12 protein-coding genes, 1 other RNA gene and 1 pseudogene are annotated in these 11,784 nt (G+C 69.3%); 6 read left to right on the top strand and 8 right to left on the bottom strand.

Features of this window, described 5'->3' with window-relative positions:
* Nucleotides 1-7: 7 nt before the first annotated feature.
* Nucleotides 8-1,351, bottom strand: a complete 1,344-nt coding sequence (locus tag EL272_RS11960; protein WP_061788000.1) for a Na+/H+ antiporter family protein — start codon at nucleotides 1,349-1,351, stop codon at nucleotides 8-10.
* A 247-nt stretch (nucleotides 1,352-1,598) separates the two neighbouring features.
* Between EL272_RS11960 and ffs the strand changes: the two genes are divergently transcribed.
* Nucleotides 1,599-1,695, top strand: an RNA gene (gene ffs, locus EL272_RS11955) — signal recognition particle sRNA small type.
* 15 nt (nucleotides 1,696-1,710) lie between these two features.
* Here ffs and EL272_RS11950 read toward each other — a convergent pair.
* From EL272_RS11950 to EL272_RS11940, 3 genes are read right to left on the bottom strand one after another with little or no spacing between them, the layout of a single operon-like run.
* Nucleotides 1,711-2,469 carry an ABC transporter permease gene (locus EL272_RS11950; protein ID WP_061787999.1) on the bottom strand — a complete coding sequence of 253 codons (759 nt, stop codon included), beginning with the start codon at nucleotides 2,467-2,469 and terminating at the stop codon, nucleotides 1,711-1,713.
* Nucleotides 2,466-3,203 (bottom strand): ABC transporter ATP-binding protein, encoded by a 738-nt coding sequence (locus EL272_RS11945; protein ID WP_082793877.1) that lies wholly within the window; start codon nucleotides 3,201-3,203, stop codon nucleotides 2,466-2,468. The genes EL272_RS11950 and EL272_RS11945 overlap by 4 nt, the downstream gene beginning before the upstream one ends.
* A complete protein-coding gene (locus tag EL272_RS11940) occupies nucleotides 3,200-3,766 on the bottom strand; it encodes a TetR/AcrR family transcriptional regulator (protein ID WP_244926076.1) in 567 nt (188 codons plus the stop codon). The genes EL272_RS11945 and EL272_RS11940 overlap by 4 nt, the downstream gene beginning before the upstream one ends.
* 171 nt (nucleotides 3,767-3,937) lie before the next feature.
* On the opposite strand from EL272_RS11940, the gene EL272_RS11935 reads away from it, so the two are divergent.
* The 3 genes and pseudogenes from EL272_RS11935 to recR all read left to right on the top strand — a co-directional run.
* Entirely contained in the window at nucleotides 3,938-6,193 is a 2,256-nt protein-coding gene (locus EL272_RS11935) for a DNA polymerase III subunit gamma and tau (RefSeq protein WP_082793876.1), read from the top strand.
* Nucleotides 6,194-6,545: 352 nt separating this feature from the next.
* A complete protein-coding gene (locus EL272_RS11930; protein ID WP_244926075.1) occupies nucleotides 6,546-6,833 on the top strand; it encodes a YbaB/EbfC family nucleoid-associated protein in 288 nt (95 codons plus the stop codon).
* Nucleotide 6,834: 1 nt separating this feature from the next.
* Nucleotides 6,835-7,416 (top strand): annotated as a pseudogene (recR, locus tag EL272_RS11925) (recombination mediator RecR); the annotation flags it as partial.
* A 296-nt stretch (nucleotides 7,417-7,712) separates the two neighbouring features.
* Here the strand turns inward: recR and EL272_RS11920 are convergent.
* Nucleotides 7,713-8,099 carry a hypothetical protein gene (locus EL272_RS11920; RefSeq protein WP_061787996.1) on the bottom strand — a complete coding sequence of 129 codons (387 nt, stop codon included), beginning with the start codon at nucleotides 8,097-8,099 and terminating at the stop codon, nucleotides 7,713-7,715.
* On the bottom strand, nucleotides 8,096-8,566 hold the full coding sequence (locus EL272_RS11915) for a helix-turn-helix domain-containing protein (protein WP_061787995.1): 471 nt from the start codon (nucleotides 8,564-8,566) through the stop codon (nucleotides 8,096-8,098). Before EL272_RS11915 ends, EL272_RS11920 begins: the two co-directional genes overlap by 4 nt.
* Before the next feature lie 361 nt (nucleotides 8,567-8,927).
* On the opposite strand from EL272_RS11915, the gene EL272_RS11910 reads away from it, so the two are divergent.
* The gene (locus tag EL272_RS11910; RefSeq protein ID WP_061788039.1) at nucleotides 8,928-10,310 is read left to right on the top strand and encodes a replication-associated recombination protein A; all 1,383 of its coding nucleotides are present in this window, start codon (nucleotides 8,928-8,930) and stop codon (nucleotides 10,308-10,310) included.
* A 130-nt stretch (nucleotides 10,311-10,440) separates the two neighbouring features.
* Here EL272_RS11910 and EL272_RS11905 read toward each other — a convergent pair whose 3' ends face one another.
* Together EL272_RS11905 and EL272_RS11900 are read right to left on the bottom strand one after the other, a co-directional pair.
* Nucleotides 10,441-10,887: a TA system VapC family ribonuclease toxin gene (locus EL272_RS11905; RefSeq protein ID WP_061787994.1), complete on the bottom strand. Its 447-nt coding sequence runs from the start codon at nucleotides 10,885-10,887 to the stop codon at nucleotides 10,441-10,443.
* Nucleotides 10,874-11,107, bottom strand: a complete 234-nt coding sequence (locus EL272_RS11900) for a DUF2191 domain-containing protein (protein ID WP_014847454.1) — start codon at nucleotides 11,105-11,107, stop codon at nucleotides 10,874-10,876. The genes EL272_RS11905 and EL272_RS11900 overlap by 14 nt, the downstream gene beginning before the upstream one ends.
* Before the next feature lie 156 nt (nucleotides 11,108-11,263).
* On the opposite strand from EL272_RS11900, the gene EL272_RS15960 reads away from it, so the two are divergent.
* Complete coding sequence (locus EL272_RS15960; RefSeq protein WP_061787993.1) at nucleotides 11,264-11,626, top strand: hypothetical protein; 363 nt, start codon at nucleotides 11,264-11,266, stop codon at nucleotides 11,624-11,626.
* Nucleotides 11,627-11,784: the final 158 nt, after the last annotated feature.

Here is an 11,784-nt window from a genome sequence, read left to right as displayed (position 1 = left end):
CCGGGGTTCAGAGCACCATGGCAGCCACCCAGCCCGCGGCCAGCAGCGGCAGGTTGAAGTGCAGGAAGGTGGGGATGACGGTGTCGCGCATGTGGTCGTGCTGGCCGTCGGCGTTCAGGCCGGCGGTGGGGCCGAGGGTCGAGTCGGAGGCGGGGGAACCCGCGTCACCCAGCGCGCCCGCCGTGCCGATGATGGAGACGGTGGCCAGGGGCGAGAAACCCAGCGCCGCGCACAGCGGGACGTAGATCGCGGTGATGATCGGCAGGGTGGAGAACGACGACCCGATGCCCATGGTCACGAGCAGACCGACCAGGAGCATCGCGAAGGCCGCCATCGCCTTGTTGTCGCCGAACAGCCCTGCGGTGGCCTGGACGAGGGGTTCCACCTGCCCGGAGGCCTTCATCACCGACGCGAAACCTTGCGCGGTGATCATGATGAAACCGATCAACGCCATCATGCGCATCCCGGAGGTGAACACCTCGTCGGCCTCCAGGCGTCGCACCACGCCCGTCGCGATGAAGACGAACAGCCCCACCAGGGCACCGACGAGAAGCGGATCGGCCTTGGAATCGGTGATCGTCAGCCAGGACTGGATGACGAAACTGGCGCCGATCGCGACCACGGCTACAACCACCTTCGGTTTGCTCACCTTCGCGGGGGCGGCGACGTCGACCTTCGCGTCGGGGTCGTAGTCGCGGGGTTTCCGGTAGGTCACCAGGACCGCGATCAGCAGGCCAGCGATCATGCCGAGCGCGGGAATGCCCATGGCCACCATCACGTTGACGCCCTCGACGTCGAGACCGGCCTTGGCGATGTTGCCCAGCAGGATGTCCTCCAGGAAGATCTTCCCGAACCCGAGCGGCAGGTACATGTAGGTGGTGACCAGGCCGAAGGTGATGATGCAGGCCACGGCGCGACGGTCGAGTCGCAGCTGGGTCATGATCGCCAGCAGCGGCGGGATCAGCAACGGAATGAACGCGATGTGCACGGGAACCAGGTTCTGGCTCATCACGGCCATCGCTGCGATGCCCGCGAGCATGCCCCACTTCACCCAGAAAGCGGTTTTCTGCCCGGAGCTCTGACCGTCGAGCCGGTGGATGAGGGAATCGGCGAGCAGCTGCGTCAACCCGGAGTGGGCAACGGCCATGGCGAAGGCCCCCAGCAGCGCGTAGGAAAGGGCGATGCGCGCGCCACCGGCCAGACCCTCCTGGAAGGCGACCATCGTCGCTTCCAGGCCGATCCCGGAGAGCAGGCCACCCACCAGCGCCCCCAGGAACAACGACAGCACGACGTGCACCCGGAAGGTGGCGAGAATCAGCATCACGAGGACGGCTGCGACAACGGCATTCATTCCAGAACCCCTCAAACGGCGACAGTAGGAGCTTAGATGGGAACTGACCGACCCGAGATCACCCCGACCAGGTTGGTTGAGCCGAGCCGCACGAGCGTCAGCGAGCAGGGCGTGTCGGAACCGTGGTGACTGTGGCCGGGGTCTGAGGGCCGGATTCGCTTCGCTCACGTGCTGGCTCAACCGGCTTCAAAGGGTGGGGGCTTGTCCGTGAGGTCGTCGCCGGGGTTCTGTCTCATGTACACTCATGCGTGGTTCCTCGCGCGGCGGTACCTCGCCCAATTCCCCCAGGGCCGGAAGGCAGCAAGGGTAAGTGAGCTCTTCCGGGTGCGCGAGGGGCCTTTTCTTCTGCCGTGGGATGGTCAGCGATTCCCCAGCTCCAGCCGACCCCAGGACCGCGTCGTGAGGATGGCCCCCGCGAGGCCCGCCGCCAGTGGGAGCAGTAGGGCGAGGGGCTGCGTGTTGCCGCCCGGGGTGGCCCACAGGACGGGAGTCGCCCACGGGATGAGATCCCCGATGCCGAGACCGGTGGCCAGGTTGGTGACGATCACGATCCCCAGGGCGGCCGCGATCCCCGCCAGGTAGCCGCGTCCGAGGGTCGCGAACCACGCCATGGGCAGCGCACCGGCCCCGAGAAGCACACCGACCAGGGTGATGGCTCCCGCGCAGCCCGCAGCCCCGGTGACGGGCAGGCCCAGGCAGATGCCCACCAGGGCCGTCAGTGCGCCGGATGCGACGGCCAGCGCCGCGGACCATGCGGTGATGACGAGCAGTTTCGCCAGAGCGATCGTGCCCGGGCCGACAGGAAGGGCGAACAGACCCACCACGGTGCCATCGGTGAACTCCCGGCCCACCAGCCAGGACGCGACGATCCCGGCGGCGAGCAGGACGGCGACCCCGGTTCCCATGGCCGCCAGCCCCGTCAAACCGGGCCAGCCGTCGGTGGTCATGAGCCCGGCCGCCTTCGTGCCCACCTGGGTGTCGCGGGCCATCGTCGCGGCCGCATACCCGCCCGCGGAGGTGGCCACCACCAGGACCAGGGTAGTTGCCGTCGCCACCCGGGTCACGGCCGACCGTGTGAGTTTCCGGGCCTCTATGCCCAACAGGTGTCCGGGGATCATCGTTTCCTCTCCTTCTCCTCGTGCTCTTCGGCGGCCAGCACGGTCCGGAAGAACCTGGCCTCCAGATCGGGTCCCGTGGGGGTGAGGGAGTCGATGACGCGACCGGCGTGCAGCACGTCGACGCGATGCGCGATCCGCGCCAGCTCGTCGAAGTGGTGGCTCGTCACCAGAACGGCCACGCCGTCACGGGTCAGATCCGCGATGATCCCGCGCAGCCCGGCGGTGGCCAGCGGGTCGAGGGCGTTCGTCGGTTCGTCGAGGACCAGCAACCGGGGTCGGTGGGCCATGGCCGCCACCAACCCGACCTTCTGCCGGGTACCCAGCGACAGACGACGTGCCGGGACGTCCAGCCAGTCGCCCAGCCCGAGAAGATCGGCGAGTCCGGCGATGTGATCCGCGACGTGCCGGGGATCGTGGCCGTGCAGTGCGACGGAGGCGAGGATGTTCTGCCGGGCCGTCAGCTCGGGATAGGAGAACGGGATCTCCACCAGGTGCCCGACCGCGCCCCACGGTTCACCGCCGGAGGTCCGGGCGTCATGCCCCAGGACCTCGGCGCTCCCGGATCCGGGCCGCAGCATGCCCAGGGCGACGCGCAGGGCGGTCGTCTTCCCGGCGCCGTTCAGGCCCACCAGTGCCAGGCACTCGCCGGGGTTGACGAACAGATCCAGGTGGTCGAGAACCCGTCGGCCTCGCAGGTCGCGGGTGATGCCCCGGAGGGCCAGCGCGGGACTCACCGCGCCTCTCCCAGCAGGAGCTCCAGACCCTCCCGCAGGGCCTGGATCGCCGGTTCGTCCGCCGGTTCATCCGCCCAGGCCAGGAGCAGGGACGTCGCGGCACCGATCACGGCCCCCGCTGCCACGCAGGCCTCGCGAGGCCTGGTGTCCTGCGTCGTCAACGCCTCGCGGATCGCGTCCCGGGTGGCCTGCCCGGAGGCCCATGCCGCCGACCGCAGCGAGTCGGTGGCGGCGATCAGCTCGATGCGTTCCCGGAACTCCTGTGAGCCCAGCTCGGCCTCGGCGGCGGGGTCGTCGAGGGCGGCGAGCAATCCGCGCACGGCGCGTTCCAGGGGCGGGAGTTCTTCGGGCTGGGCGGCGGCCGCGGCCGCGATGAGGGGGTCGAACAGGTCGCCGACGACCACGGACTCCTTGGTGGGGAAGTGCCGGAAGAAGGTCATGTGGGAAACCCCCGCGGCTCTCGCGATCTGCGTGACGGAGGTCTGGGCATAGCCGTGCCGGTGGAACAGGTCCAAGGCGGTCTCCCGGAGCCGGGCCCGGGTTCGGGTAGGAACGGATCTCACCCTCATATGTTAGCAGCTAACTGTTATTGAATAACGTAATGGGTTGAGGAAATCCCCGGGGTGGGGCCTCGTCCTCTCGCGGGCCGGGCCTGCTGCCCGGCCGTCGGATGGTTCCGACACGGACTGTTCGCCGGTGCTCGCGATCCGGCTCACCGATCCCGGGGGAGAAACGTGGTCGACGGGAAAGTGTCGGCGGCCTCCAATACAGTTGAGCGCGTGGAAGACGAGTACGACGGCGAACCCGAGGACGAGTACGCACCCCTGGACGAGGGATACCTCGACGAGCCCGCCTTCGAGCAGGAGGGGCCGGGCCTCTTCGACGAGCCCGGGGACGAGGAACCGGTGGCCCCCGCGTCCGTGGCGCCGTCGCATCCGGTCGCGGACGACCGGCGGGCGCGCTCCGAGGCCGCGCCCCCACCACTGGCGCTCTACCGGCGTTACCGCCCGGATTCGTTCGCCGAGGTGATCGGCCAGGACCACGTCACCGTGCCCCTGATGCGGGCCCTGGACAACAACCGCGTCAACCACGCCTACCTGTTCTCCGGGCCGCGCGGCTGCGGCAAGACCACCTCCGCCCGCATCCTGGCGCGCTGCCTGAACTGCGAACAGGGCCCCACGTCCACGCCCTGCGGGGTCTGCCGTTCCTGCCAGGACCTGGCGCGCGGCGGGCCGGGCAGCATCGACGTGATCGAGATCGACGCCGCCAGCCACGGCGGTGTCGAGGACGCCCGCGACCTGAGGGAACGCGCCTTTTTCGCTCCGGTGCACAGCCGCTACAAGATCTACATCGTCGACGAAGCCCACATGGTCACCACCGCGGGTTTCAACGCGCTGCTGAAGCTGGTCGAGGAACCCCCGCCGCACGCGAAGTTCGTCTTCGCCACAACGGAACCGGAGAAGGTCATTGGCACCATCCGGTCGCGCACCCACCACTACCCGTTCCGTCTGGTGCCGCCGCGTCTGCTCGGTGAATACCTGTCCGGGATCTGCGCCACGGAGGGGGTGGCGGTGGAGCCGTCGGCCCTGCCGTTGGTGGTGCGTGCGGGTGGCGGATCGGTGCGCGATTCCCTGTCGGTGCTGGATCAGCTGCTCGGCGGCGCCGGTCCGGAGGGCGTCTCCCACGACCAGGCGGCGGCGCTGCTCGGATTCACCCCGGACGCGCTGCTGGACGAGATCGTCGACGCCTTCGCCGCGGGGGACGCGGCGGGGGTGTTCCGCAGCATCGACAAGATCATCGAGATCGGCCAGGATCCCCGCCGGTTCGCCGAGGACCTGTTGCGGCGGTTGCGGGACCTGGTGATCCTCGCCGCGGTGCCGCAGGCCGCCGAGAACGGCATGCTGGAGGTTTCCGCGGACCAGGCGCAGCGTCTCGCCACGCAGGTCGCGGGCATGGGTGCGGGGGAGCTGACCCGCGCCGCCGAGGTGATCGCCGATGGTCTGACGGCCATGCGCGGCACCACCGCGCCCCGCCTGCACCTGGAGCTGATGTGCGCCCGGGTGTTGCTGCCCGGGGCCGACACCGACGAACGCGGCCTCCACGCCCGGATGGACCGGTTGGAGCGGCGGGTCGGGATGATCGGTGACGGGGCACCCGCGCCGGCGCCGCAGGAGCAGCGGCCCCGGCAGGCGCCCCCGCAACAGGACCGGCAGATGTCGTCTCGGCAGCCCGCCCCGGATCCGCGCCCCGAACAGCCTCCCCGGCCCGAGCAGCGGACCCCGCGACCCGAGCCCGCCGCGCCGCACCAGCAGCAGCGGTCGCAGCCGGAGCCCGCGCAGCCACCCCGGCAGTCCCGGCCCGCCCGGCCGCAGCGCCGCCCGGCCGGGGCGCCGCCCGCCGGCGCGCAGGCCCCCGCCCCCCAGCGTCCCCCACAGCCCGCGCCGGAGGCGGGGCGCCCGCCCCAGGGTGGGCGCACCCTGACCACGCCGGAGCTGCGGCAGGTGTGGCCCAGCGTCCTGGAGGACGTGAAACGCCGCCGCCGTTTCGCCCACATGATGCTCAGCAAGCACGCGCAGGTGCTGGACGTCACCGACGGGCAGCTGCTGCTCGGTTTCAGTGACGCCGGGGCCAAGGAGAACTTCTCCTCCTCCGGGGTGGTGGACCTGCTGATCCAGGCCATCATCGCGGTCATAGGCGTCGAGGTGCGCGTCCAGGCCGTGATGTCCGGCACCAACGAACGCCCCGCCCAGCCGGAGCAGCAGGCCGCACCCCCACCCCCGGAACGCGGGGACCGGCGGCAGGAACCCCCGCCGGAGCCCAGGCAGCCGCGTCGCCGGCCCGAACCGACACCACCCACACCCCCGGAGCCCGATCCCGAATCCGAGATCGCCGAGGACGACCAGAGCCTGGAGAACGCCGACGAACTGGCCGCCAAGCTCCTAGCCGAGGAACTGGGGGCCGAGATCATCCCCGACGAATCTCTCGGCTGATTCGGTCCAGTTGAAGTTGGTTGAGCCGAGCCTCACGAGATTCAGGGGTTTCGACTCGGGTCGCTCGTTTCCTCTCGACCCGGCTCAACCGGCTTTGCCCTCCCTGAAGTTGGTTGAGCCGGCCTGCTCGCTCTGCGAGCTGGTCGTGTCGAAACCGTGGTGAGGGTGTCCGGGGTTTTGTGGTCGGGTTCTGGCTACCGGGTGCGGGGTGGTTTCGACTCGGGTCGCTCGTTCCTCGCGACCCGGCTCAACCAGCTTTGGGGGCTCGATCGGCGTGCGGGAGAACTCGCCTGTCCGTGGGACCTCTTATCATTGAGCGCGACGGAAGGACGCCATGACCGAAGGATTCGACATGAATGCGCTGCTGGCCCAGGCCCAGCAGATGCAGGAGCAGATGCTCGCTGCCCGCGACAACCTGGCCGCCAGGGAGTTCGAGGCCGCCACGGGTGGCGATCTCGTCAAGGTGAAGCTCAACGGATTGGGTGAGCTGCTGGACGTGACCATCGCGCCCGCCGCCTGCGACCCGGAGGACACCGAGAGCCTGTCCGCGTTGATCGTCGCCGCTTTCCGGTCGGCACGCCAGCAGGTGGAGTCGGCGGCCGCTTCGGCCACCCCCCAGATCCCGGGAATGGGTTTCTGAGTTGTACGAGGGCCCCATCCAGGACCTGATCGACGAGCTGAGCCGCCTGCCCGGCATCGGCCCGCGCGGCGCGCAGCGCATCGCCTTCCACCTGCTCGACGCGCCCGAGGAGGAGGTCTTCCAGCTCGCCGACGTGCTGCGCCGCGTCAAGGAGGCGGCGCGGTTCTGCGAGGTGTGTTTCAACGTGTCGCAGGAAACCCGCTGCCGGGTGTGCCGCGACCCGCGCCGCGACCGGTCGCTGCTGTGCGTGGTGGAGGAATCGAAGGACGTGGTCGCCATCGAACGCACCGGCGAGTTCCGCGGCACCTACCACGTGCTGGGCGGGTCGATCTCCCCGATCGACGGCCGCGGCCCCGGCGACCTGCACACCCGGGAACTGTTCCAGCGCCTCGCCGACGGGACCGTCACCGAGGTGATCCTCGCCACCGACCCCGACACCGAGGGCGAGGCGACGGCCTCCTACCTGGGACGGATGCTGCGCGACTTCGGGGTGCGCGTCACCCGGCCCGCATCCGGGCTGCCCGTCGGCGGCGACATCGAGTACGCCGACCAGATCACCCTCGGCAGGGCCTTCGAGGGACGCCGTTCCATGTTCGGCGACGAACCCGAACCAGCACCCCAACCCACCCCCGAGGAGCCCGTGCGGGATGAAACGAAGGGCGACGACCGGGAACGCAACACGGCCTACCAGTCGCTGGTGGGAACCCCGGCCCGCTGACCGGCCGCGCCGGCACCCCGGTCCTGCATCGTCGGCCGGGATCGTCTGCACCAGCGGTCCCATTCTTGCCGTGCCGCTGGCAGCGGGAATCCCGCACCCGCTGGTGCAGGAGCTCATTGATCGCACGGCCTTCGTCTCCCTCACGGGTGTGGGAGATGCCGTCACCGTCCGCGGAGCCGGTCCAGTATGGCGGGGACCCGTTGCGTGACGGCGAGCCAGAACAGGTCGTCGTTCATGGACCGATACCCGGTGTGAGCCGCGATGTTGCGTGTTGTGCGGATGGCGAGACGCTCCTGCTGGGTGACCGCTTCCATGTGGGATTCGAACTCGGGACGTTCGAGCAGGGCGGCGAGTCGGATGATCACCATGCAGGCGACATCGTAGGTCTCCTTCCCGTCGTGGAAGTCCTCGCGCCCGCGAGCGGTGACGGTGTCGATCCTGGCGCGGATCAGCTCAAGCTCGGCATCGAGATTCGCCCGGTCGTGCGAGTTCGTGGCTTGGCGGCGGGGGCGGGGTGCGAAGCGCGCCTGGTCGTGTCCTTCACTCACAGCGGCACCGCCTCGCGCACCGCGTCGGCGAGCGCGGCGGGCACATTCGTGTCGGAGACCACGTCCGTCGGGAACCCGGTGAGCTCCTCGACCTCGTGGACGAACAGCGCGAGGTCGAAAAGATCGGTCCCGGCCGACGGTGTGACCACCAGGTCGATATCGGAGTCGAAGCCGTCCTCGCCGCGCACCACCGACCCGAAGACCCGCAGGGCTTCCAGGCCGTGGGCCCGGGCACGTTCGATGATCTCGTCGGCGTGCGTGGAGAGCGGGACCGAGGGGCGGTAGCCGGCGGCACGCAACACCCGCTCGAGCATCTGCTCCGACACGGGCCTGGTGCCCGACTCCATCTGGGCCAGGCTCGGCTGACGCAGGCCCGCGCGCCGGGCGAGTTCAAGTTGCGTGAGACCCGCGTCCGCGCGCGCGGCGCGAATGACCGCGGGAGCGTCGTCGGAGCGGAAACGACTCATGAGAAAAGTATATAGCGCTCATGCTATTGGAAGCGTCTCGCCCCGTCGCCGCTCTTCCTTGCGCGTCGCGCCTTCTCCCGTGCGGCAGGCTCCTCCACGAGCTTGCCGCACTCGTTGAGTGCTGCCGACCGAGTTCCGCGCACGAACAGCGGTACGCCCATCCTTCCTCGACGACCAGGACCTTGAGACGGCCAGGTGGGTCGGGACCGTCACCTACGACCTCTGACCGAACCAGGGATGCGCGGCCGGCCGTCGTATGGGGCGGACCACCATTCGGTGCTCGCACCGAGGGGACCTTCTGTGACATCGGGTGGGCAGGATGCACCGCGGTGTGTCGTCGGTGAGTCTTATGCTCGAGGTCATGCCCCGCCGTATGCCTGGACCCGATTCGCCTTCGTTGTTCGAGGCCTCAGGCCCCGATGGTTCCGGTGCGGTCCATGATCCTGGGCGCCCGCTGCCCGACCGGCTGCGCCCGCGGACACTCGACGACGTAGTCGGCCAGGACCAGCTGCTCGCCCCCGACGCGCCACTGGGACGCATGGTGGCTTCCGGTCGCCTGTCCTCCATCATCCTGTGGGGGCCTCCGGGCTGCGGCAAGACGACGATCGCCCGTCTTCTGGCCGATCGCACGGGCCTGCTCTTCGAGCAGGTCTCCGCGACCTTCTCCGGGGTGGCCGACCTGCGTAAGGTCTTCGCCACCGCGACCCACCGCCGCGAGATCGGGCAGGGGACGCTGTTGTTCGTCGATGAGATCCATCGGTTCAATCGAGCCCAGCAGGACTCCTTCCTGCCCTACGTCGAGGACGGGACGGTTGTCCTGGTCGGGGCGACCACGGAGAATCCGAGTTTCGAGCTGAACGGTGCTCTCCTGTCGCGCTGCCAGGTCATGGTTCTGCGCCGCCTGGACGAGGCCGCCTTGGGCGAACTGCTGGCGCGCGCCGAGTCCCTGACGGGCCGTAGCCTCTCCCTGACCGAGGAGGCTCGCACCGTCCTGCTGGCCATGGCTGACGGTGATGGCCGCTACCTGCTGGGCATGGTCGAGCAGATCCTCGCCGCCCAGGACGCGGGCGGTTGCCTGCCGGGCGGGCCCGGGCCGCTCGGCGTCGAGGGGTTGCGTGCCGTCGTCGCCTCCCGGGTGCCCCTGTACGACAAGTCCCGCGAGGAGCATTACAACCTCATCTCGGCCCTGCACAAGTCGATGCGCGGCTCCGACCCTGACGCCGCCCTGTACTGGCTGGCGCGGATGCTGGGCGGGGGCGAGGACCCGCTCTACGTGGCGCGGCGCCTGGTGCGCTTCGCCAGCGAGGACGTCGGCATGGCCGATCCGGCCGCCCTCCAGATGACGCTGGCGGCCTGGGACGCCTACGAGCGCCTGGGATCGCCCGAGGGGGAACTCGCCATCGCGCAGGCGGTCGTCTACTTGGCCACCGCGCCCAAGTCGATCGCCGTCTACCGCGGCTACGGCCGGGCGGCGCGGCTGGCGCGCGAGACGGGTTCGCTCATGCCGCCGGCCCACATCCTCAACGCCCCCACCCGGCTCATGAAGGAGCTCGGCTACGGCGAGGGCTACGAGTACGACCCGGACACCGCCGACGGTTTCTCCGGCGCCGACTACCTGCCCGACGGCGTCGAGCGCCGGCCGTTGTACGAGCCCACCGCCAACGGGCATGAGCGGCACATCCGTGAGCGCCTGGAGCACTGGAAAGGCCTGCGGGCGCGCAAACGCGGGAAGGGGCAGGAATGACTTTCCGTTCCGGTGCTCCGGTAACCGCGCACCGGATCGGGTGATCCGATGTTCCACCATCGTGACCGGCATGGCCCGGTACGAGAACACGACGGTGGACGCGCCGACTCATCCCGCTTGGTGCGTCCCCTCAGTCGACAGGAATGACCTCGACGAAGTGGCGATCGTCATCTGCGAGAGCAAGGGGAATCCGGGTATCCAGCGTCGACAGCACCGCCCCATGGTGCGCCGCGAGATCCACGAGGTGGAAGTCCGTGATCTGACGGTATCCGACAATCCCGCTGACATCGATGGCAGGAGAGGTCAGCGATGCCGAGTCCTCAATGAACTCGTGCCCGCTGGCCGAACAGAATGTCCTCAGGGCATCGAAGACCTCTGAAACCCCGAGTTCGAACCCCGTGACCCGCGGGTTGAGCAGGAGCCTGCAATACGCGGACTCGGTGATCGAGCACGTGGCCCACGCGTCGATGTCCTCGAACCAGCTGGTGGCGGCCTTGTGATGAACGTGATTGGCCAGTGAAAGCGCGATCATCACGTTGATGTCGAGTAGGCGCAGTGTTCGCTCACTCGTCGCCATCGCGGTATCTCTCGACGTGGTCCAGGGTCACCGTATGGGCCTGGCTTCCCTGAGGGGGCGTGAAGACCGGGACTCCGCGAGAGCCGGAGTTCGGTTCGCCACTGTGAATCCCGCGCAGCGCATAGGCCGACACGGCACGGCCCAAGGAGATACCCTCGCGCCGCGCCTTCTCCCTCGCGACGGCGAGAACGTCGTCATCGATGTCCAGCGTCGTTCGCATGAGAACACAGTAGCATCACCGCATCATCACATCATGGGGTCGTCTTGTTCCCGCCGTCATCGCCCGCGGTACATCGCACGTGCAGGGGACAGAACCTCCGCGCCCCGATGGTGCGGGGCGTCCCCGTCCGCGTGGAGGATGCGTAGTCTCACGCGCATGGCTGGAAACCCTCCTTCCGTTCCCATCGCGATCAGCGTGTTCGGTGCCCGCGTGCACAACCTCAAGAACATCGACCTCAAGAACATCGACGTCGAGGTGCCGTTGGGAAAGTTCGTGGCGGTCGCTGGCGTGTCCGGCTCCGGCAAGACCACCCTCGTCCTGGAGGCCCTCGTCCCCGCGCTGCGGTCCCTGGCCGAGGACACACCCCTGCCCGCCCCGGTCACCTCGATCGATGCCCGCGACGCCCGCCGAGTGGTCATCGCCACCGGCACACCCACACAGGTTTCCGCCGACACCGGCCCGGCCGGCAGCGCCACCGGCCGCTACCTGGCCGCCCATCTGGCCCACCATCCTCGCTGAGACCGGGCGAAATGCAGCGCCGCCCAGCTGTTCAACGACCGAACTCGTCCACGGTCACCCTCACGCCTGCGCTGATCGAGAGTTGTGCCGGTCGGCGCGCGGTCCATGAACAAACCTCCCCGGTGACGTTTCCGTTGGAAACCCTGCCGTGGTCCTCT

It is taken from the genome of Arachnia propionica, from assembly GCF_900637725.1.
Classification (GTDB): Bacteria; Actinomycetota; Actinomycetes; order Propionibacteriales; family Propionibacteriaceae; genus Arachnia; species Arachnia propionica.
Note: the sequence above shows the minus strand (reverse complement) of the source record. Positions and strands in the feature narration are given on the sequence as shown.